This is a genomic window from Saltatorellus ferox (assembly GCA_007751475.1).
Lineage (GTDB): Bacteria > Planctomycetota > UBA1135 > UBA1135.
The window spans coordinates 2,189,233-2,211,269 of record CP036434.1 but is presented as its reverse complement, the minus strand read 5'-3'; the positions used below and the strand labels follow the sequence as shown (position 1 = coordinate 2,211,269).

The 22,037-nt window shown below is 68.0% G+C and carries 14 protein-coding genes; 7 read left to right on the top strand and 7 right to left on the bottom strand.

Annotation, left to right across the window (positions count from 1 at the left end; translation table 11 throughout):
* The first annotated feature begins 118 nt into the window (after nucleotides 1-118).
* On the top strand, nucleotides 119-2,866 hold the full coding sequence (locus tag Poly30_RS07870) for a serine/threonine protein kinase (RefSeq protein WP_419191103.1): 2,748 nt from the start codon (nucleotides 119-121) through the stop codon (nucleotides 2,864-2,866).
* A gap of 1,108 nt (nucleotides 2,867-3,974) precedes the next feature.
* Here the strand turns inward: Poly30_RS07870 and rtcA are convergent.
* Entirely contained in the window at nucleotides 3,975-5,072 is a 1,098-nt protein-coding gene (gene rtcA, locus Poly30_RS07865) for an RNA 3'-terminal phosphate cyclase (protein ID WP_145196006.1), read from the bottom strand.
* A 35-nt stretch (nucleotides 5,073-5,107) separates the two neighbouring features.
* On the bottom strand, nucleotides 5,108-6,334 hold the full coding sequence (locus tag Poly30_RS07860) for an RtcB family protein (protein WP_419191406.1): 1,227 nt from the start codon (nucleotides 6,332-6,334) through the stop codon (nucleotides 5,108-5,110).
* Nucleotides 6,335-6,596: 262 nt separating this feature from the next.
* On the opposite strand from Poly30_RS07860, the gene Poly30_RS07855 reads away from it, so the two are divergent.
* Complete coding sequence (locus Poly30_RS07855) at nucleotides 6,597-6,875, top strand: hypothetical protein (RefSeq protein WP_145196001.1); 279 nt, start codon at nucleotides 6,597-6,599, stop codon at nucleotides 6,873-6,875.
* A 4-nt stretch (nucleotides 6,876-6,879) separates the two neighbouring features.
* Nucleotides 6,880-7,869, top strand: a complete 990-nt coding sequence (locus Poly30_RS07850) for a cation diffusion facilitator family transporter (RefSeq protein ID WP_419191102.1) — start codon at nucleotides 6,880-6,882, stop codon at nucleotides 7,867-7,869.
* A 32-nt stretch (nucleotides 7,870-7,901) separates the two neighbouring features.
* On the opposite strand, the gene Poly30_RS07845 is transcribed toward Poly30_RS07850, so the two are convergent.
* The 3 genes from Poly30_RS07845 to Poly30_RS07835 all read right to left on the bottom strand — a co-directional run bounded on the left by Poly30_RS07845 (nucleotide 7,902) and on the right by Poly30_RS07835 (nucleotide 12,513).
* Nucleotides 7,902-9,587: a hypothetical protein gene (locus Poly30_RS07845; RefSeq protein ID WP_145195999.1), complete on the bottom strand. Its 1,686-nt coding sequence runs from the start codon at nucleotides 9,585-9,587 to the stop codon at nucleotides 7,902-7,904.
* The gene (locus Poly30_RS07840) at nucleotides 9,572-10,813 is read right to left on the bottom strand and encodes a glycosyltransferase family 87 protein (protein ID WP_419191101.1); all 1,242 of its coding nucleotides are present in this window, start codon (nucleotides 10,811-10,813) and stop codon (nucleotides 9,572-9,574) included. Before Poly30_RS07840 ends, Poly30_RS07845 begins: the two co-directional genes overlap by 16 nt.
* A 191-nt stretch (nucleotides 10,814-11,004) precedes the next feature.
* Nucleotides 11,005-12,513: a hypothetical protein gene (locus tag Poly30_RS07835; protein WP_145195994.1), complete on the bottom strand. Its 1,509-nt coding sequence runs from the start codon at nucleotides 12,511-12,513 to the stop codon at nucleotides 11,005-11,007.
* A gap of 190 nt (nucleotides 12,514-12,703) precedes the next feature.
* Between Poly30_RS07835 and Poly30_RS07830 the strand changes: the two genes are divergently transcribed.
* On the top strand, nucleotides 12,704-14,965 hold the full coding sequence (locus Poly30_RS07830; protein WP_145195992.1) for a DKNYY domain-containing protein: 2,262 nt from the start codon (nucleotides 12,704-12,706) through the stop codon (nucleotides 14,963-14,965).
* 6 nt (nucleotides 14,966-14,971) lie between these two features.
* Here Poly30_RS07830 and Poly30_RS07825 read toward each other — a convergent pair whose 3' ends face one another.
* Together Poly30_RS07825 and thiD are read right to left on the bottom strand one after the other, a co-directional pair.
* Nucleotides 14,972-16,666 carry an FAD-dependent oxidoreductase gene (locus Poly30_RS07825; RefSeq protein ID WP_145195990.1) on the bottom strand — a complete coding sequence of 565 codons (1,695 nt, stop codon included), beginning with the start codon at nucleotides 16,664-16,666 and terminating at the stop codon, nucleotides 14,972-14,974.
* A gap of 3 nt (nucleotides 16,667-16,669) precedes the next feature.
* On the bottom strand, nucleotides 16,670-17,470 hold the full coding sequence (gene thiD / locus Poly30_RS07820; protein ID WP_145195988.1) for a bifunctional hydroxymethylpyrimidine kinase/phosphomethylpyrimidine kinase: 801 nt from the start codon (nucleotides 17,468-17,470) through the stop codon (nucleotides 16,670-16,672).
* Nucleotides 17,471-17,832: 362 nt separating this feature from the next.
* Between thiD and Poly30_RS07815 the strand changes: the two genes are divergently transcribed.
* From Poly30_RS07815 to Poly30_RS07805, 3 genes are all read left to right on the top strand, one after another.
* Nucleotides 17,833-18,513: a hypothetical protein gene (locus tag Poly30_RS07815; protein WP_145195986.1), complete on the top strand. Its 681-nt coding sequence runs from the start codon at nucleotides 17,833-17,835 to the stop codon at nucleotides 18,511-18,513.
* A 279-nt stretch (nucleotides 18,514-18,792) separates the two neighbouring features.
* A complete protein-coding gene (locus Poly30_RS07810; protein WP_145195984.1) occupies nucleotides 18,793-19,602 on the top strand; it encodes a CsgG/HfaB family protein in 810 nt (269 codons plus the stop codon).
* Nucleotides 19,603-19,610: 8 nt separating this feature from the next.
* Nucleotides 19,611-22,028, top strand: coding sequence for a hypothetical protein (locus Poly30_RS07805; protein WP_145195981.1), 2,418 nt, complete (start codon nucleotides 19,611-19,613; stop codon nucleotides 22,026-22,028).
* Nucleotides 22,029-22,037: the final 9 nt, after the last annotated feature.

Below are 22,037 nucleotides of genomic sequence, written 5' to 3'. Positions count from 1 at the left end.
GGAAACGGCTCAAGACGGTATAAAATCGGGATCCCCTGAGGGCTTACCGGGTGAGTTCGCGCATGGACGGCGCCGGATGCATCGCGCTCACCATGATGAATTTCTACCCTCACCCTTGATGGAACCACTCTCCGAGGCGTCAGCCGACGGCGCAGCCTGGAAGGCGACGCGCCAGCTTCTCGAGAGTGCGCTCGATCTCGCTCCGCAGGAGCGAGAGGGATTCGTTCGCCGTCATGCGAGTTCGCCCGAGCACGCGGAGCGCGTTCTGGCGCTCCTCGAGCGGGAGCACGCCGCGGACGACGACGTCGATCTCGGGGCTCCGCTGAAGGCGTTCCTCGACACGCCTGGCAAGACGGCGCCGCCGGAGAGGCTCGGTCCCTGGGAGGTTCGAAGCCGGCTGGGTCGCGGCGGGATGGCCGACGTCTGGCTGGCGGTGCGTGCCGACGGCACCTATCGGCGACGGGTGGCGATCAAGAAGCTTCACCCCGGCCTCGCGGACCGGGAGGTCGTCGCGCGGTTCGAGCGCGAACGTCAGATCCTCGCCAGCCTCCGCCATCCCGGGATCGCGAAGATGCTCGGCGCCGGCACCGAGCCGGACGGCACGCCGTACATCGTGATGGAGCTCATCGAGGGCCAGCGAATCGACGAGTACGCGGACGAGCGGCACCTGTCGGTGCGCGAGCGCGTGCAGCTCATCGTCAGCGTCGCCGACGCGGTGATGGCCGCCCACCGCATGCACGTCGTGCACCGGGACATCAAGCCGTCGAACGTCCTCGTGGACCTCGAAGGGCGCCCGACGCTGCTCGACTTCGGCGTCGCGAAGGTGCTCGATCCCGAGAAGAACGCCGACAGCATGGTGACGTTCGACGTCAACCGCTACCTGACGCCGAACTACGCCAGCCCCGAGCAGTTCCGTGGCCAGCCGCTGCGCGCGACCAGCGATGTGTACTCGCTGGGCGTGCTCACCTACGAACTCCTCACGGGAGCCCCCCCTCTCCAGCTCGCGCGCGTCAGCACCGCCGAGGCGCTCGAGCAGTCCCGGACGCTGGAGCCATCGCCACCGTCCGACGCGTTCTCGGGATCACCGGACGTCGACGAGCTCGCCAGGCTGCGCGGCAGCTCGCGAGCCCAGATCGTTCGCGCGCTCAAGCATCGAGATCTCGAAGCGATTCTCGAGGCGGCGCTGCGCAAGGAGCCCGCGCGCCGGCCTCCGGATGCCGGGGCTTTTCGGGACGAACTCCAGCGCTGGCTCGCGGGCGAACCCGTTCTTTCGCGGAAGGACGGACCGTTCCGGCGGGCGCGCCGGATCGTGGCTCGCCATCGACTCGTCGCGGGACTCTCCGCGGCGCTGATGCTGGCCGTGGCGCTCGGCTACGCGTCCAGCTGGACCGAAGCGCGCCGGGCCCGTGCCGCGAACGAGCAGCTCGCGCTGCAGACGCGCGTGGCAGAGGCGCACCTCGATGACCTTCGGGAATCGCTCCGACTGCTCCTCGGTGACACGGTGGAGTCCCTCTCGGGAATCCCCGGGACGGACCACGCCGTCGACCGGATCCTGCGACGCGGCATCACGATCGCCGAGCGACAGGAGGACCCGGAGCTTCAGGCGCGCCTCGGCGAAGCCCTGATCCGGAAAGCCGAGCACGCGGTCCGAAGCCAGGGCCCAAGCGCGGCGGCGGCGGACGAGATGGAGCGCGGGATCGAGCTGGTCCGCACGGGCCTGGCGGCGCAGGGTCGAACGGGGAATCCCGTGACGGCGGGCTTCGCCATGGAGCTTGCGATGCTGCGAACGCGCCTGGGCGATCTGCAAGAGGCCGAGGGAATGGTCGCGGCCGCGCGAAGCGAACTGGCGTCCTTTCGGCCTGCGTCGGAGCTGCAGAGCATCGACGCTAGGATCAGCTCGGCCCGCGCGGCGCTGACCGAGGGAAGAGTGCGTGAGGCAGCGGGTGAGTTCAGGGCCCTCGACGAGATCACGGGCAGCGCGCTGCTGGACCTCCATGCGCTGGAAGAACGACTCGACGAGGTTCGAGCGGCGGACGAGCCGGAAGGAAGTGGGATCGCGGGGCGAAGCGCCTACCTGCGGAGCCGTATCCGCGCGATGAAGGCCAACCTGCTGAGCGTCCGAGCGGCCACGGACGGAGACGGTTCCAAGGGCCGCGAGGTGGCCGCTCCCGGTGAAACCGTGGAAGAGAGCGCGGCCCAGCTTCTGGAGACGAGTCGCGCCCTCGCCGAAGACCACGGATCGAACCGGGTGCTCGATGCCAACGCGCTGACCATGCGCCTGAATGCGGCAAGGCTTCTCGCCCAGCGGGGCGAGCTGGAGACGAGCCGCGCGATCTATGCGGAGTGCGCCGCTTCGCTCCCTGAGCTGTCGAAGGCAGATCCACAGGTCCAGGAGCTCATCTCATGGATGGCCGCCCTGGACGTCCGTGCCGAGATCGCGGAGCGTTCTCACGATCGTGAGGCGCTGCTCGCCGTGGCGCGGGACGCGACGGATCTCGCCAATGTTCACGAGCTGAAGCTCTCGCCGTCCTTCCATCGCACGCGGTCGATCGCGGACCTCGTTCTGATCTCCGGCCAGATCCAGGCCCGGCACGGCGAGACATCGAACGCCTCGACGCAGCTCACTCGCGCGTACACGCTCTACGAAGGATTGGCCGAGACCTCCCCCACGCACTTTCCGGTGGCGGTCGGGAGATGTGAGGCGGCGCTCTCGCTGCACGGGTTGCTGAAGGGCAGCGGGCACGACGAGGCCGATTGGCTCGGTCGTGCCCATGCTCACCTGGAGGCCCTACCTGGTGACGCGGCGGCCCATGCGGCGGTCGGTGATCTCAGCCAGCGCGTCTATGCGGCGCTCGCCGACGAGTGAGGCTGTCGTGGACCTTTGAACAGCGTGCACCTCTGAACAGCGTGAGCTCCGCGTGTCCGAAGGACACCCGGGCCCGGCTCGGCCCCGAAGGGATTGAGCGGCCCGCGCGCGGCTCGCCCGCGCGGCCCGTGCGGCGAGCACGCCTGTCCGGCGAGGACGCCTGCCCGGCGAGGGCGCCCGTCCGGCGAGGACGCCTGCGCGGCGAGCGCACAGCGGTGCAACCGCTATTTCGCCGTCAGGCGAAATGCCAGAGATACTGCGCGCTGTCACAACGATAGGACGGCCCGGCTCCACTTGCATTGGCAGGAGACCCGCCCGCAGTAGGTCTCCCGACACGGACTGCCTGCCGTTCGCGCGAAGCGTCGAACGCGTGGGCTGAGGCTTCCCGCTGACGGCTTGCGTGCTACCCGCTGGAGCGCTCGCCCGTCAGGGCGAGCTTGGCGGGTCTGAGGTCTGAGGTCTGAGGTCTGAGAGGCAAGTCCGACATCTGCCCAGCTCGCCCATGCGGGCGAGCGCTCCAGCGGGCAGCACCGAAGTCGTCAGCGGGAAGCCTCAGCCCACGCGTTCGACGCTTCGCGCGAACGGCAGGCAGTCTGTACCGGGAGACCTGCTGGGGCAGCCGTTAGCGGGCAGCCCACAAGCCGTCAGCGGGAAGCCTCAGCCCACGCGTTCGACGCTTCGCGCGAACGGCAGGCAGTCTGTACCGGGAGACCTGCTGGGGCAGCCGTTAGCGGGCAGCCCACAAGCCGCCAGCGGGAAGCCTCAGCCCACGCGTTCGACGCTTCGCGCGAACGGCAGGCAGTCGGTGTCGAGAAGTCAGCGGCGGGCGGGACTGCGACCAAGGCAAGTGGAGCCGGGCCGTCCTATCGCCGTGACAGCGCGCAGTATCTCTGGCATTTCGCCTGACGGCGAAATAGCGGTTGCACCGCGTGGCGCTCGCCGCGCAGGCGTCCTCGCCGGACAGGCGCCCTCGCCGGGCGGGCGTGCTCGCCGCACGGGCCGCGAGGGCGAGCCTCGCGCGGGCGGCTCAGCCCCCTCCGGGGGCTGAGCGAAGCCCGGGCGTCCTGGCGGACGCTTGGGGCGGCTGGGTTGGGACGGCTGGGTCGAGTCAGATCAGGTGGTCCGAAAGCCTCGGCTCAACACGAACGAGCGCCGAGCCAGTACGTCCGGATGGAGGCGGCTCCGGTGCCGGGCTCTCCAGCTCGATGGTCACAGCCCCAGGCAAAAAGAGGTTGATCACATCGGCGTTGGTGCGCGTGTGCTCCGAGACCTGCACGCAGCGATAGGTACCACCACTGAAGAGTGCGAGGGGCAACATGAGCTGGTCGGCGAGGTGCTCGCAGACCGGGGCATCGCTGGCGTCGTAGCCGCGGACGAGGCCCGCGAGATGGGAACCCACGAGTTCACTCGACAGGGTTCGCATCCCGAAGGAGGCGTGGAGCGTCGTGACGTTCTCGAAGGGCTGCCGCGCGAACATCACGTTGCCCGGGCCGCGGCCGCGCTGGACGTCACGGACGCTGAGCTGACTCGACTTCCAGTAGGTACGCTTCTGGAAGGTCTTCCACTCGCGGTCCGGCACGTTGCTGGAGAGGTTCTGGACGACCACCTCGCACGAGGCGGCGCCTGGCTTGCCGCGCTCCAGGAGGCGCAGGGGCTGCGTGCCTCCGGCTGGCTGGATCTCGACGCGCAGCTGCCCGCCGCCCGCGGGAAAGAACCCGGGGCGCAGGAGCGTGGCTTCGACCTCCAGCCCGATGGAACGTAGCTGCGGCAGGAACGACTCCGCGAACATCTCGAACGGCGGCGCGGCGGGGTTGTGGGTGCCCCCCTCCAGCATGAGCGTGGAGGGAGCGTCGGCGAGCAGCAAGGGCGGCAGCACCGTCTGCAGCACGAGCATCGTGCTGCCGGCCGAGCCGATGGCGAAGTGGTAGTTCCCTCCGTGACAGCGCTCGCCCGGCAGGAAGCGCACGGAGGTGCTGCCGAGGTCGTCGCCCTCGATTTGACCTTCGGTGAGATCGCGGACGGCGCGCAGCGCGGTTCGGTGCTGGCGCAGGAGGCCCGGCTTCTTCCGGCCCCCCCGCACGTTCTCGATGGTGATGGGACGGCCCAGCGCGGCGGCGAGCGAGAGCGAGGTGCGTAGCACCTGGCCCCCGCCCTCGCCCTGGCGTCCGTCGATGTGAAGCTCGTCTTGCTGGCTGCTGGGTTTCATCTCTTCCTCTTCCGTCGTACGAGCTTCGCTCGGCCTCAGCCCTTCACGCACACGACCTGGCGGAGCGTGTGCACGATGTCGACGAGCGACTTCTGGGCCTCCATCACTTTCTCGATATCCTTGTACGCCATCGGGATCTCGTCGATCACCGACGCGTCCTTACGGCACTCCACGTGCTTCGTCGCCTCGATCTGGTCGTCGACCGTGAACTGACGCTTGGCCGCCGAGCGCGACATGACTCGCCCCGCTCCGTGGCTACACGAATCGAAGGCCTCCGGGTTGCCCTTCCCGCGGACGATGAAGCTCTTGGCCCCCATCGAACCCGGGATGATCCCCATGTCCCCCAGCCCGGCGCGAACCGCGCCCTTGCGGGTGAGCCAGACGTCCTTGCCCATGTGGTGCTCCTTCGCCACGTAGTTGTGGTGACAGTTCACGACCGTGGCGTCCGCCCGGAAGGGCTTGATCCCAGGCAGCTTCGTGACCGCTTCGATCAGGTTCTCCATCATCACCTGACGGTTGAGTCGGGCGAACTCCTGGGCCCAGAGCAGCGCCTCGACGTAGTCCTCGAAGTGCTCGGTTCCCTCGGTCAGGTAGCTGAGATCTCGATGCGGAACATGGGCGCCCGCGGCCTCCATGTCCTTGCGCGCCTTCTCGATGAACACCGAAGCGATTCGGTTGCCGACGCCGCGCGAACCCGAGTGCAGCATGAACCAGACGCGGTCCTCCTCGTCGAGGCAGACCTCCACGAAGTGGTTGCCGCCCCCGAGCGTTCCGAGATGGTTCAGGTTGTTCGTGTTCTTGAGCGACTTGTAGCGATCCGTCAGGGCACCGAAGCCCTTCTCGAGGTGGGCCTTCCAGAGGTTCCCCACGCGCTTCGGCACGTCGTGCCAGGACCCCTTGTCACGGCCGCGCGTCGTGCGCCCGTGGGGAATCGCCGCCTCGATGGCGAGCCGCATCGGCTTCAGGTCGTCGGGGAGGTCGCTCGCCATGAGGCTCGTGCGCGCCGCGCACATGCCGCATCCGATGTCGACCCCCACCGCCGCCGGAACGATGGCCCCGAGCGTCGGGATCACCGAGCCGATCGTCGCTCCCATCCCCCAGTGCACGTCTGGCATCACGGCCAGGTGGCCATGGATGATGGGAAGCTGGGACGTCTGGATGAGCTGGCGGCGCGCGCCCTCCTCGATCCCGACCCCGAGGGTCCAGGCCTTGATGGGAACACCCTTCGCCGTTTCGATGGTCTCGTAGGCGACCTGGGGCAGGGTCTCGTGATGGTGCTGGTGACTCATGATGTTTCTCCGCGTCTTGCGTGGCAATCCCCGTAAGCGAGCGCAGTGCCAGGGCGCATCCAAGCACGACACATTCATCCTAACGCGCCGTTCCCCATGGACTTAGGATCATCGCGATCCATGGTCCCACGTGACAGACCGGTGACGCTTCCGATCCCTGGAGATCAGCCCTTATCCCAGCGGATCAGTTCGCGAGGAGCCTCCGGACGCATCCTGCGGATAGGATCCTCCGCAGATGACTCATTCAGACACGACCCCCGGCTCCCGCGACCACGGTCCCCAGCCCCTCGGGGACCTCATGGCCGCCCACGGGCTGAAACCGAACGACCTGGTCGAGGCGTCCATGTCCCTGGTCGACATCGGCAACGGACTGACGCACAAGATGGTGAGCCGCGGCGTCAAGGGCCGGCAGCTCACGCGGAACGTCATGACCAAGATCCTCGACGCGCTCAACCACGCGGCGGGGACGACCTACGGGCCGAAGGACGCCTTCAACTACCTTCGCGAGAAGTAGCCCGGTGAGCCCGCACCTGCACACGTCCGCAGAGGCGCAAGAGATCAGCGCGAGCGACCCCGAGCGCAACGTCGCGCTCCAGCGCCAGGTGATGACCCTGAGCCTCGGGGTCGCCGTAGTGATGCTCATCGGGAAGCTCGCGGCGTGGTCGTTGACGGGCTCCTCCGCGATCTTCTCGGACGCGGCCGAGTCGGTCGTCCACTTCGCCGCGACGGCGATGGCGGGATTCAGCCTGTGGTACGCCTCCCAGCCCCCGGACGACCAGCACCCCTACGGCCACGGGAAGATCGCGTACTTCTCGTCGGGGATCGAGGGCGGACTGATCCTGATCGCCGCCGTCATCATCCTCATCCAGGCCACGCTGGACCTGATCGAAGGCCCCGAGGTCGAGCACCTCGGCATCGGGCTCGCCATCACCGGGGCGCTCGGGCTCATCAACCTGTTCCTGGGACTGGCGCTCGTGCGCGTGGGTCGCTCTACCAACGCCCTCGTGCTCGTCGCGAACGGATACCACGTGCTCACGGACATGTGGACGAGCCTCGGGGTCGTGGTCGGCGTGGCCCTCGTGTGGGCCACGGGCGCCGTGTGGCTCGACCCGGTCGTGGCGATCCTGATGGGGCTCAATATTCTCTGGACCAGCGGCCGGCTGATCCGTGAGGCCTTCGCAGGGCTCATGGAGACGATCGATATCGACGAGACCGCGCGCGTGATGGAGGTGCTGGACCGCGCGGCCGCGACCGATCGGATCAAGGGCCATCACCACGTCCGCCACCGGCGGGTCAACGACCAGATCTGGCTCGAACAGCACCTGCTCATGGAAGACGACCTCTCGCTGGTCGAAGCCCATGATCGAGCTTCGCAGATCGAGGCGGAGCAGCGCGCGCTCTTCCCCCAGAGCCACGTCCAGATCACGAGCCACCTGGAGCCGGTCACTCACGATCACGCGGATGACGTTCCGCACGACGCGATCGTCGACGGGAGCACGCTCGACTGATCCGCTCGCGGCGCCCCCGCGACGAGCCCGCGTCAACGCTGGACGAGGAACTCGACCCGGTAGGTGCCGTCGCCCTCGATGACCGTGAGGATATCGGTCTTGCCGTCTGCGTTCAGATCGACCGCGCGGAACTCCCGATCCTCGACGCCCGACCGCAGCGGCATCTTCAGCGCGGTTTCGCGCCCGGCGACCGCGGCCCGCAACGCCGCGCCCGGTGAGCCCACGAAATCGTCGAGGGTTTCGATGTCGATCACCGTGAGACCGCCGTCGCCGAGCCGGTCCGTATCGCGAAGAACGACCTGCTCCACCAGCCCCTCGATGCCGCGGGACATCGTCACGTGCTCCAGTCGATGCTCCGGAGGCGCCGCGTTGCGATAGAGCCATAGTTCGCCGTCGACCTCGTCGATCACGTCGTCGCTGGAGCCGTCCCTATCCCAGTCGATCCGGATCGCCGGGATCTTCCACTGGGCTTCGATGCGATCGCCGAGTTCCTCGGCCTCGCCGAAGAACGTGATGAGCCGCGGCACGCGCAGCCCGATCGTCGCGCGCTGGGTCGGGCGACGCGCGAGGGCTCCGTCCTGGTTCTCGTAGGTGAGCACGTCGAAGTCGAGCTGGCCGGGAAGGACCAGGTACTTGAGGAGCCGCGAGAGCGAGACCCGCTCCCCTCGCACGATCTGGAGATCGGGGCGCGGGTCCCCGGCGACGTCGCGCACGAAGAAACGAAGCACGTTCCCGCTCGCCTTCAGCACCTGGTCCGGATCACCGCTGGCGCCCTTGGCCCCGCCGCCGAGGTACACGCGGACTTCGCCCTCGGCCCCCATGACGAGGTCGTTCGGCGGGACCCCATCCAGGTCCGCGATGCGCCATTGCGCGAAGCCGCTGACGGAGCCCAGGAGATTGTCGAGGTCCACGTCGCGCAGGGTCGGCGCATCCTTGAAACCGGAGAGATCCAGCTCCCACGTCGGCAGCGAATCGATCTCCGGTCGAGCCAGGTGCACCGAGATCCGGTCGTCGACCTCACTGACGAGATCCTGTCTGCCGTCGCCGTCGACGTCCTCCACGGTGAAGAAGGGGACGATGATCGACTGGCCGAAGGTGGAGGAGAGCCGCATCGGGTCGCCGAAGTCGTAGTCGACGTTCGGGTCGAACTCGACGAGAAGCGGCGATGCCCATCCGAGCTGCGTGTCGCCTTCGACGACGGTGCTCCGATTCAGGAGGATGTGAAAGCGCCCGGGCCCCGGGAGCACGAGATCAAGGCGCTCGTCGCCGTCGACATCGCGTGCGAACGGGACCCGACTCAGGCCGGAGGGCAGGTAGATGGGCATCCCGGCGAGGACGTCGCCGTCGTCCCAGCCTTCGCCGGTGAATCGGCGGCGCACGAGGTGCTCGCCGTCCGTGACCGTGAGAAGCTCGGTCACGCCGTCGCCGTCGAGATCCGCTAGGTCCCAGCCCGTGGTCGCCGTCGACCAGGGGAGCAGCACCTCGTTCTCTGCGTAGGCGCCTTCGGCCGTCAGCGCACGCACGCCGAGCCCGCGGGCGTTCACGCGAAGGAGTTCCAGGGTGCCGTCGCCCTCGAGGTCGCGCAGAGCGAGCGTCTCACCCTTCTTGCCCACGTCGACGTGACTGCTGACGAAGGGGAGCGGATCCTCGGGGCTCGACCCGACGGGCGACGGCGCGGCTCCCGGGGCAAGGCAGAGTAGGGTCAGGGACGCAAGCATGGTTCGGACGGGATCTGGCGTGCGAAGACGCTGAGTGGAATCGCGGCGAGCACCATCAGGACATCGGCCCAGGCCACGACGGAGAGCGACTGCATGTAGTCCCCGGCCTCCTGCCCGAGAACCTCGGTATTCGCCAGGTTACAGACGACGTAGTAGATCAAGAAGACGCCGATGAGCCACCTCCGCCTCGATGGAAGGCGCTTCGCCATCCACACCAGCTGGAAGACGAACGGCAGCAGCACGGCGTGATGCGCCTTCCAGGTCACGGGCGAGAGAAGCAGGCAGAGGGGCAGGAACGCGAGCCCGAGAAACCAGACCTCGGCCGCGTCGCGGGCGCGGAGCGCGCGCCAGCTGAGGCCCGCGAGCAGGCTCAGCGCGATTCCCTGGGCGATCCGCACCGCGGTCAGCGGCGCGACCTCGATCCAGTGGATGTCGTACGCGCCGGAGTCTCCCGGAGGCCGCAGCAGGCGGTGCACGGACTCACGCAGCGACTGATTCATGGCCGACTCGGCCGCGGGCATCCCCTCGGGCACGAGCGTCGAGTCATGCAGGTCGTGCAGGTTCGCGTAGGTGAGCACGTCGGTGAGCCAGCGCTTCACCAGCGCGAAGTACGCCTCGGTCCCGTACCAGAGCCCCGGCGCCGCGAAAAGAAGCGGAACGACGATCGCGACGGTGGCGAGCGTGCGCCAGCGCCGACGCAGCAGCAGAAAGAAGAGCACCGGGGCGAGGTTCGGCTTCACGAGCAAACCCGCCGAGAGCGCGAGGCCCGCCAGCACCTGGCGATCCCGCAGACTACGGTCGATCGCAAAGACCGCGAGCAGACCGTAGAGCAGGTTGCCGCCGCCGCCTTTCATGTCCCGCAGCACGAAGCGACTGACGAGCAGAAGCGCGATCGTGAAGAGCGCGGGCATGTGCCGGACGAGGTCGGGGCTCGACTCGGCGAGCCGCCGCCTCAGGAGCGAGTAGAGGCCCACGAGCGCTCCGATCTGTGCCAGGCACCAGACCCGCCGCGCGAGCGGCCGAGGGAGCGTGGCCAGCGGCGCGCAGACCCAGACGAAGGACGGTGGATAAGGCCCGTGGATCAGCTCGCCCCGGACCGGATCCATGTAGGGATCGTCGCCTGCGAGAAAGCGCTCGCCGAAGGCCATGTTGCGCACGATGACCCCTTCCGTGGTGTCGGCCGCGCGCTCGATCATCACGAAGGTGAGCACGATGGCCACAACCATGAGGACGCGGTTCCGGAGCCGAAGGCGATTGGAATCGACGGGGAAGACCGCGCGGCTGAACAGACTGCTCAATGGTCGCTGGGAGGCGGGCAGGCGGTTCGTCGGGCGAGCAGATCCATGGTGGCGGACCAGCATGACAGGCGCGCTCCCCGATCGGCGGGCGAAAACGGCGGAAGGTGCCGCGGGAGGCGCTACTCGCGGCGGCGCCTTGGCGCGGCCCGGAACAGTCGATCCCGCGGGATCTCGTCTCCGCCAGCTTCCGCCAGAGCGGCGCTGAGCTTCGCGTAAGGCGCGCCTCCGATGACCTCGAGGCTCGCGCGCGCGGCGTCGCGAAGCGGCTCAGGTTCCTCCGCGTCCTCGCTGATCCCCTGCAAGAGATCCCGCCAGCGCTCCCCGCGCGTGAGCCCCATCGCCACGACGGCGCCGAGGCGTTCATGGCCCGTGACGTCCTTCGCCGCGACCTTGGACTTCTCCCCGTGCATCACGGGCAGAGCTGCCTGTCGCAGGCGCTCGTCGACCTCGTCGGCCCGATCGAGCCAGCCGAGTGCCAGCAGCGCATTCGCACGGACGCCCGGCGACTTCGGATCGATCGAAGCGCGCAACAGGGCGGTACGCGCTTTCTTGTCCTCCCGCGCAGAGGCCCCGATCGCGCGCAACACGCATTGCTCGTGCGTGTCCGTCGACGCGCGCCGGAGAGCCTTCATCAGCATCGGAAGCGACTCCCGGGCGGACAGCTGTTCCAGCGCCACCAGGGCTTCCAGCTGGGCGGCCTCGGTCCCGCTGTCCGCAAACTCCGCGCAGACCTCCCAGTAGGAGGTCGGCGAAACGACTCCGATCCAGCGAAGGAGTTCCTCGCGGGGTCCTTCGGCACTTCCGCCGCCGCGGCCTCCACCGCCGGCGCCACCTGCGCGCAGCATGGCGAGAACGTACTCACGGGCTTCGGGCTCATCCGCGGTCACCAGCCGGCGGAGCGTGGCCATGGCGTCCTTCTTCTTGGAGCCCTTCTTGTGATCGGCGATGAGTTCGAGCGCTTCCTCGCGCGTGATGGGCGCGAGCCCGCCGCCGAGGTCGATCACGCCGCCCATGATGACGCGCCGCGGACGCTGCCCCCTGGTGACCTTTCGCGCGCCCGCGTCCTTGTCGAGGCTCGCGAAGGCCGTGAGGAAGCACCACTCGAGTTCATCGGCGTGGATCTCGTAGGGAACCGAGAGGATCACCGATCCATCGGGCGCCAGGAACACGTGCTGCGGCGCGACGACCGCGCCGGAGACGTCGGGCTTCAGGATCTTCTCCCGCACCGAGATGTCCACGGACTGGTGCTGCTTGCAGCTGGAACAGCCGAAGCGAGGACAGGTTCCCGAGGCCTTGTGTTCGTCCGCCGACGCGATCAGGTTCACGGATCCCTCGCTCAGCTCGATGATCCGCTTGTCGCCGTAGACGGCCTTGAGCATCCGTTCGTTGGCGCTCTCGCCGTCCATGTTGACGGCGATGAAGACGACCTTGCCGTCGGTCGCCGCGGACTCCAGAGCGCCGTCGAAGGTCTCAGCCCACTCGATCCCACGGCCGCTCGCCCGCGGTCCCGAAGTGAGCTCACCCATGGAGAGGGCCAGGTTCCCGCCGGAGAAACCGGTGGCGGAGGCCTCCCCGTGGAGAGCCAGGATGGGCGAGAGGGCGAGGAGGAGGTGGGAGAGTGCGTTCATGGGTCGGGGCCCCGGGCCCTCGGTGAGTCGAGCGTGCGATCTAACCGACCGCGAGCCCTTACGTAGCGCCGAAATCCACGATTTCCTACCCCCTGCGCGGACTCCGACCTCGCCCGTGTATGGCGAACATTCTTCCTCCCGGACGATAGAAGAGCTGTCCCGTCCGGCGGCTCGCTAACCTCTGGACCAGATGATCTACAGCGTGGATTCGGGGAAGGTCCGCCATGCGGGCAAGGTGGTTCGCGGCGCGGACGCGACGACGTTTCGGGTTCTGGAAGTGGACCCTTCCTGGGCGCTGGATGCCAGGCAGGTCTACTTCTCGGGCAGAAAGGTCGCCGGTGCCAGCCCTTCGACGTTCGTCGCCTTCGGCAACGACGTGGCGGCCGATGGCCGACGACTTTTCTACCGACTCAGCGGCCGAGAGCAGCTCACGTCCAAGGCTCGGCCCAAGGCCTTCGCCGGTGACGTGGAGGTGCTTCGCGACGATGTCCATCTCGTTCTCAAGGTCGCGGGAGAGGCGTACGTCGCAGCACCCCACGGCATCGGGGAGCCGCTTCCGGTGGACGCCGATTCCTTCCTTCTCCTGGGCTGCGGCTACGCCAGGGATGAGGAGCACATCTACTGGTTCGACCTGCACCGCCAGCCTCTGGCGATTCCCGGCGCGGACCTCGCGACCTTTGCCGTGGTGGGAGCCGTCGCGAGCGATCGGCACGGCCGATTCTTGAACGGAATGCGCATCGGCGAGCCCCTTCCGGTCGAGCGGGAGGCGGATCCGTCAGCGGCCCTGAAGCAGCGAATCACCGGGGTCCTTGCGATGCTCTTGCCACGCTACTTCGCGCTCTTCGACACGACGCTGCCGAACGATGGCCCGGCAGCCTCCCCGATGCGCGGGACACCCACGGAGGTCCCTGCCCACACCGTCGAACTGGATGGCGCGAGCGTGATTCTCCGGGTCGGACGGCGCAGCTACAGCGGGCGAGTTTCCTGCCTGGAGCTGATCGCGTCATGGCTCTACGCCGTGGCCTGGGATCAAGAACTGGAGGGAGCGACGTGCCTTCGCGTTCTGCCGACGGCCTCGCGTTGGCCCCATTCGCCCTCCGACCCTTCTCCGCTCTGGCACCGCCAACTCGATCTCGCCTACCTCCTGGAAGCCCTCGGCGAGCACGACGAGTCACGCCTCCTGGTCGACCAGGTGAGGCAGGAGCAGCGCGCATGCCCACGCACGAAGGACCTCGCGACGGACCCCCGCCTGCGCATGGAGAAGCTGCTGCCCGAGGTGCTCCTGGGTCTGCCGGAACCGGTCATCGCGGAGGGGTCGACCACGCCGTCGGCCGCGGCGCGGATGGTGAAGGAGAACCGGCACAGGGCCGAAGACCCCGTCATCCGACGCGGCGTGGCGGACGAGTTCCTGGCTCTCGTCCGCGCCACGTCCCTGGAGCCCGCGCGTCTGGCGGAAGCGAGCGCGTCGCTTGCCAGCCTGCTCGAGGACCCTGTTCCGGCCGTGCGCGTGCGAGCCGCCGTGGCGTTCGATCTCGCGGCCAGCAAGCTCTGCTACTACCGCGCCTACGAACCAGCGCTTGACGCGGTGCGGGCGCTCGCAGCAGGCGGATTCAACCTGGACCTTCAGCTCGCGCGCCAGTGGGAATGCCTGGTCGCGCTGGGCCAAAACGAAGCCGCCGAAGAAGCCTGGCGCGGCGCGGTCCTGCTCGACAAGCGCGGCGGCAGAAGGCCACGCCAGCACACGGGATTGCACACGGACTACCCGAGCCTCGAGGTCTGGCGTGCGTTCGCGGAGCTGCGGCTGGCGGAGGCCGACGCGCAGGGCGCCCGGGCGGCGGACCGCATCGCGGAGGCGACGGCGACGATGGAGCGCCTGGCGGCAGAGGCGCCGGCTGCGATGATCGGCATGAGCCTCGCCGAGTTCGCGGAGCAGCGGGGAAGAGTGACCGGCGAGGGGCAAGTCGAAGCACACGGCTTCATGATGCACGGCGAGTTCGTGGACTACCGCCGCTACGGGGTCCCCTACGAGTGCACCGGTGCTGAAATCGAGTTCGAGGGGGAGTTCGAATCCACAGGGGACGGGCTCTTCCGTCCGCTACATCCGGGTTCGGAGGTTCCCTGCAGCCTGGGTCGGGCGTTCGGCCTGGAGTATCGGTTCGCGGGCGGCCCACCGGGACGGCGACTGACAGCCAGCGTTCGAGTGGAGCGGCCTGTTCCGGGTGCAGAGACGCGTGTGGACGACTATCCGGTGCTCGTTTTCCTGGGGCTGCGAGAGAACTTCGTGTTCCTCCTGGAGTCGCCGGACGAGCTCACGCCCGGTGAGTGGAAGATCACGGTCACGCTCTTCTCGGCCGCCGCGCCGAGGACCTACCCGCGCCGAGGCAAGCTCACGCCCGACTCCCCCATCGCGTCGATTCAGCACACGTTCCAGCTGGTCGAACCCGGCGAGTAGACCGCATCAATCGCCCTTGCGTGTGGCTGCGTGATTCAGCACCTGGCCGTCCGCGAGGAGCCGCTTCTTCAGGCGTCCGTGGTCGAGCGACTGCAGTGGCACGCCTTCCTCGATCGCCAGCGCGGCCGCCGTGGCGGCGGATTGCGCGAGGACCATGAAGACGGGCTCCATCCGGATCGAACCGAACGCGATGTGGCTCGCGGACAGGCAAACGGGAACGGCCAGGTTCGAGCACTCCGTCGCCTTGGGGAGAATGGCTCGATAGCTGATCGGATACGGCGGGAACCCTCCGACCTCAACGTCTCCTTCGTTGCGAACGTGGCCCTCCGCGTCGACGTAGCGCTGCACATGGTGCGAGTCCATGGTGTAGGCGCCCATGCCGATCGAATCCTCGACGCCCTTCTCCTGCTGGCAGTGGCCCTGGGTCATCACGAAGTCGCCGACCATCCTTCGCGCTTCACGGATGTAGAGCTGCTCTTGCCAGCCCTCGCCCTCCGTGAATTCATCCCTGCACATCCCCCACTTCGAGACCTGATCGCGGATCTTCTCGGGCATTCGAGGGTGATAGGCGAGGGTCCACATGAGCCCCTGCTGGTACAGCCGATGGCGGAGCTTGAGGGCGTCGCGCTCGTCGTAGCTGGCCTCGGGCCAGGCGTGGTTCTGACCCACGAAGTCCGTCGAGAACCCCAGGCGATTGTTGGTGTCCGTTTTGCGGTTGGGCATCGCCGAGTTGATCCAGGGCAGCCCCGTTTCGCCAGCTTCGTAGTTTCGAAGCAGGAGCTCGTACCACCGCTCTTCGTATCCCGTGGGCTTGCGGAAGGGAATGCGATTCTCCGGATGGTCGGTGAGGCACATGCGGAAGCAGTACGCCTGCACGCGCGCGTCCGCCTGACCATCGGCCCCCGGGCCCGCGGCCTCGATGAACGGCAAGAGCCCACTCGAAGGATCGCCAGGGACCACGTAAGGATCGACCCCGTCCACGAACTGGTGGTACTTCGCCTGCTTCACCTGGACGCCGTTGAGACTCTCGCCGTACTGCTCACTCGCCTCACGCCCGACGGTGTAGCTCACCCCTGCCGCGGCCAGGAGATCACCCTCATAGGTACAGTCGAGGAACATCTTGCCGCTGAATACGCGGCCCGACTCCATGGTGATCGAAACGATGCGGCCCGCCTGCATCTTCACCCCGTCTTGCCTGTCGAGGCGCTCCTGGAGCACGAGCTCGAGCCCGACCTCGGAGGTCCACCGTCGAAAGACCGCGAGCGCTGCGCTCGGTTCGAAGGTCCACATGGTGGCCTCGCCCTCGCTCGTTCGGGACTGACCACCGTCCCGGTATTCAGCGCGTTTCTGCCAGGTCCAGGACTCTTCTTCCGCGTAGTGAGAAGCGATGCGCCGGTAGAACTCCCGCGAGAGCCCTCCGATGACGCGCTTGTTCCCGATATCGGTCTGGCCGAGGCCGCCGGTGCTGAGCCCGCCCTCACGCGCGCTCGGCTCGATCACGACGACCGACTTCCCCATCTTCACGGCCTGAAGGCCCGCGACGATCCCGGCGCTGGTTCCACCGTAGATGACGAGGTCATGGTGGGGTTCCGACCCGGACTCGGACCCATGTCCCGACCCGGATCCACCCGAGGCGATCGAGGCACGCGCCCCGAGGATGACCAGGCCGACCAGAAGAATTCGACGAAGGAGGTAGGGCATGGTCTATCGCTCCCCATCCGCATGGATCAAGGGCCGTGAGCCGTGGCCAATGGATACCCGGGACGCGCGTTCGAGAGCGGCCGTCACATAGCGCTTGCCCTCCAGGACCGCGTCCCGAAGCGCGCGCCCCAGGGCCAGCTGTGCCGCGATGGCGGAAGACAGCGTGCAGCCCGTTCCATGGGGCCGCTCGATCGCCACCCGTGGCGCCTCCAGCCACTCGGCCGCGTCAGCCGTGCAGAGGACGTCGGTGGACGTCGACACGTCACCCCGTCGCCCCCCTTTCAGAAGAACTGCGTGCGCCCCCAGATCCCGTAGAGCCAACGCCTGACGCTCCATCGCCCCGAGGGAATCCGCAGGCGGCTCCCCCAGAAGGAGGCCAGCCTCATGGACGTTCGGCGTGATGAGGCGCGCGAGAGGGAGCAGGCGCTGGAGGAGGGTGTCCACCGCGTCGCTCGCGAGAAGCAAGTCGCCGCTCGCCGTCACCATCACCGGGTCCAGAACGACGGGGATGCTTGCATGGGCCTCCAGAATTTCCGCCACCACCTCGATGGTCGCGCGATCCCCGAGCATGCCGACCTTGATGCAGTCGACGTGGAGGTCGCTCAAGACCGCCTCCGCCTGGGCCCGGATGAAGTCCGGCGGAACGCCATGGATGCCAAAGACGCCCGTCGTGTTCTGCGCGGTGAGCGCGGTGATGACCGACGCTCCGTAGACGCCGTGGGCTGCGAAGGTCTTGAGATCGGCCTGGATGCCTGCGCCCCCGGAGGGATCCGAGCCGGCGATGGTGAGCGCGATGGTCGTCATGGTGCCACTCTACTCGTTCGACGCTTGCGACGAGCTTCTTCGTCGTGACCGCTCCGTACGTCCACAGGATCCACTCGCGGACCGGATCGATGACGTCTCGTTCCACTCTCCCGGCAGCGTCGGGTGCTCCCGCCCAGGTCACTCGGGATCACGGGCTGCGCGAGGGGCGTCTGAAGGTCGTCACAGCCCTGTGACAACGGATCTGCGGCGAAGGTTGCATGCGGCCTCTCGACTGCCTTAAATCGCACGCTCATCGCTCGGACCGAGGAACGAGCGCCACCCGGCGCTCCTCCTCGAATCTCGATCCGACGCTCCCCGACCTGCAAGGGCGCCTTGCCCGAACACCTAGCCCCCATCCATCCATGAAGCTCCTCTCCCCCACGACGCTCCTCGGCGTCGCCCTCGCGGCCACCCTGGCCAGCTGCTCCTCCATCAGCGACCTTGGCGGCGCCATGGGCGGCATGGCCGGCGGCGGCGGAAACGCGGCACTCGATACGGCCAAGAACGTGCCCGCCATGAACGTGATGGCTCTCCCGCCCGCCCCGGCGGTCGGTCAGAGCTGGACGATGGACATGAGCGGGATGAAGACGACCACGGCGATCGTCGCCGAAATGGACGGCCAGTTCATCCTCGAGCAGGAGACGTCGATGTACGGCGAGCCCATCATCCTCGCGTACCAGGTCGACCCGCGCGTCGATATGACGGCCGTGCCCGCTGCGGGCGAGAAAATGACCTCGAACGTCACCGCGGCCTGGATCGGTGTCGAGGGCGAGAAGCCCCTCGAGCACACGGTCATGGAAGCGATGACGATGCCCGAAACCACGGGTGAAGCCGCTCCGGCCATGGACTTCACGACCGGAAACGAGACCGTTTCCCTGGGCGGCCGCTCCTGGGACGCCACCTGGACGGAAGCGGGCGACTCGAAGAGCTGGATGGCGGGCAACTTCATCCTGCGCTCGGATTACGACGGAAAGACGGTGATGCAGATCACGGACTGGCAATCGAACGCCGAGCCAAAGCTCGACTGGACCCCCGCCGAGTAGCCTCCCGCGAACCCGACACGTTCGGACCAGGTCCGTTCATTCCGGTACGTTTGCACCTGGTCCGTTCATTCCGGAATGAACGGACCAGGTGCAAACGTATCGGAATGAACGGACCTGGTCCGAACGTGTCGGATTCGGGGGAGGTGGAGGAGGGAAAGTTGAAATTGCTGTTGAGGGGCTGGCGGGCTTTGCAGTCAGGGCCGTGTGGGCCCACCGGCCCCCGCCTGGACGGTCCCTGGGGCCGGCCTTGCGCCTTCGACACTCTTCTTCGATCCCACCATGCCCGCTTCACGCTCGGCCCTGCGAAAAATCGCCCTCGCGACCACCGCCACGGCTTTTCTTCTCTCGTTCTCCTCCTGCCAGTCCACGTCCGAGTCCGCGAGCTCACAGACCCTGACGACCCACGTCGGTCAATATGATCCTCCGGGGCCCGGCGTCGGCATCGTCCGGGTCGGCGTTCCCGTCCTCGAAGTCGGGAGCGACGCCTCCCGCGGGCTCGAAAAAATCGCCGCCGACCAGCTCGCGACGCTCCTCGTCCGGACGGATCGATTCGACGTGATCGAGAGGAGCCAGCTCCAGAAGCTGCTCGCCGAGCAGGACCTCGAAGGCATCGTTGCCGCCGACGAGATGGCCGGCATGGCCCAGGTCCGCGGGGTCGAGTACCTGATGCTCGGCAAGGTCACGAACATGCGCCTCAAAGAGGTCAAAACCGGCGGAAAGTCGGGCCTCGGCAAGATCGCCAACATCGCCACGGGTCGCTTCTCCGGCGGGATCGGCGTCCTCGATGTCGACTCGCAGAAGATCGAGATCAAGGCTGAGTGCGGCGTCGACCTGCGCCTCGTCGATCCGACCACCGGCTCCACGCTCGCCGCCTCCTTCGGCGAGTTCACCCGCAGCGACAAGGCCAGCGCCCTCGGCATCCAGGTGCTCGGCGTCGGCGCCGACGCCGAGGCCGATCTCAAGATCAGCGACGACGACAAGGGCCTCATCCTGCGCCTCGCCCTCGACGACGCCGTGCGCAAGATGCTCCCGAGCCTCGATCGCAAGCTCCGAGCGCGCGCGCAACAGGCGTCCAGCTCACAGCAGTAGGGAGCGCCATGACACTCCTCTCTCTGCACCGCCCGATGAACCGCCCGGCGAACCGCTGGCTCCAGCCGGTGGGGACAGCCCTCGTTCTCGCAGGCTTCACGGCCCTGGCCCACGGAGCCTCCGTTCAAGCGGACGGTACGGAGAAGGGGGTCGCGGCACCCGCCGTCGACTACCGTCGCCTCGCCGCCGAGTTCGCTCGGAAGACGGCGAAGCTCCAGGAGACCATCGCAGAGGTCCCGCGCCTTTCGATGGATCCGGCCGCCGTCGTCGCCAAGGTCGGAACCGACCCGCGGACGCTCACGAGCTGGGTGTCGAGCGAGACGCGCTGGGTCCCCTATCGGGGGATCCTGCGCGGCCCGGTCGGCGTCCTGATGGACCGCCATGGCAACACCGCGGATCGAGCCCTCCTTCTGATGGAACTGCTCCACGCGGCAGGCCACGCACCGACCCTTCACCGAGGGCTTCTCGAAAGGGACACGGCCGCCGCGGTCTTCGCGGCGCTCACGCTCGTCGATCCGGGCGGAGTCGACCTCGGATCCGCCCCCCCGCCGACCGACGAGGGCCTCGAGGTACTCGCACGACGGATGGGCACGTCCGTCGCCGACCTCAAAACCGAACTCCTGAGCGCGCAGAGCCGCGCCCTCGCTGCAGCCGAACGCGGCATCGGCGAGGTCATGAACCAGTCGTCCGAACTCGAATCGTTCGTGGATGCCGAGCTGGCCTCGGCGGCGCGGTCCGCTGAACGAGCGGAGGCGCAAGCGACGCTGGGCGACCACTTCTGGGTCACGCTGGAGGTCGACGGCGAGTCGCAGCGCTTCGATCCTCTGCTGGAAGGCCTCACATACGACGGGAACGACGACGCAGCGCCGCCTGCCTCCGTTGCCTCCCTGGCCTCCCTGGCCTCCTTCGATTACGAAGAGGCACAGAAGCTTCCCGACGATCTGTACCACACGCTCACCGTCACGTTCGAGGTCGAGCGTACCGACGGTTCCAAGATCGAGCGCAGCGCAGCGCTGAGCCACACGATCCGGCCGTTCGAACTGGGTGCAAACTCGATGATCCTGGCCTGCGAACCGCTCGGATACGTCCGGCCCGCCGATGCAGAGCTCGCGGAGCTGAGCCCTGCCGCACGTGCCGCCAGGGAACGTGCCGCGCTGCTCGACGTGAAGGAGTGGCTCCCCCGGATCGTCGTCGACGGCCGACTCCAGGAGGCCAAGAGTTTCCGAGCCGACGGCTCCCTCAACGACTCGCCCCAGAAGGGTACCGGGCGGGCCGTGGAAAACGCCGCGGGCGCGCTCGCGGGACTCGGCATGGGCGGAGCGAAGAAGCCCGGGGAAGCGACCGCGCTCTTCGTCACGTTCGTCGCCCGGCGACCCGGCCCGGACGGACCGATCGAGGAACGCCAGGAACGCGTGGTCTTCGATGTCCTCGGGGAGGCCCGAAGAACGGCTGGTGTCGGCCTGAAGAAGCTCGACGAGGCCGCCCGCCTGACGCGCTCGCTCGTGGGCGCCTACGGAGCCGACGTGGCCGCGCTCACCTGCGTGCCGAGCGAGGCCTACCTCCACGGACTCACGCTGACGACGACGTGGACCAATCGCGACGCGATCATCAAGATGACGCTGGCCCAGGCAGAGGAAGACCCGGGGAAGGCGCTGCAGATGGCGACCAGCGCCGCGGAGAGCGTCCGGCCGCGGCCGGTTCTCCAGTGGACCTGGGGTCACCTCCGGAGACTCTACGGGGGCTCCGATGCGCGCGTATTCGTCGACCGGATCAATCTGATCTCGTCCGTGCGCGTCGCGTCGCTCCCCGCCGAGCAGGACGCGGGTGTTGCGGACGGTCTGATGGTGCGCCACGAAGGCGTCGACGTGCTCATGAACCACGTCGGGATCTCGAATACACCGGGTGAAGCGCCAGGCGACGCCGCGAAGCTTCGGCTTCGCCAGGGAGTGGCGGACACGGTTCTCGAAGCGACGGTCGCAGCGACCCACCTCGATCGCGACGTGGCGAGCACGGTCCACGCGTTTGCCGTGAGGACCGCCCCTTGGGTTCGAAGCACGCAGGCCGCCGTCGATGCACCGAGCACCGTGGCGCAGGACTTCGGCGCCGGCCTCGCGGTCGCGCCCCCGACGGAAGCGGGCGTCACGCGCGAGAGCGGCTTCTACTGGCGCCTCGATCCCGCCACCGGGGCGACGCTGGGCATGGGGCCGGACGGCTGGGGCCAATCCTCCGCGGAGACCCTCGTCCAGCTTCAGCTGGCGGCGATCTTCATCGAGATGTTCCGGTGCTCCAGACAGCCCGTTCGTGACCGTCCCCAGTGCCTCGCAGGCGCGATCTGCGCATACGTGGGCCTGGCCGTGGGAGTGCTGACGGTCAACCCGATCGCAGGCTTCGGCGCCGGCACCCTCTGCACCTACGCCACCCGTTGAGTTGAGCTT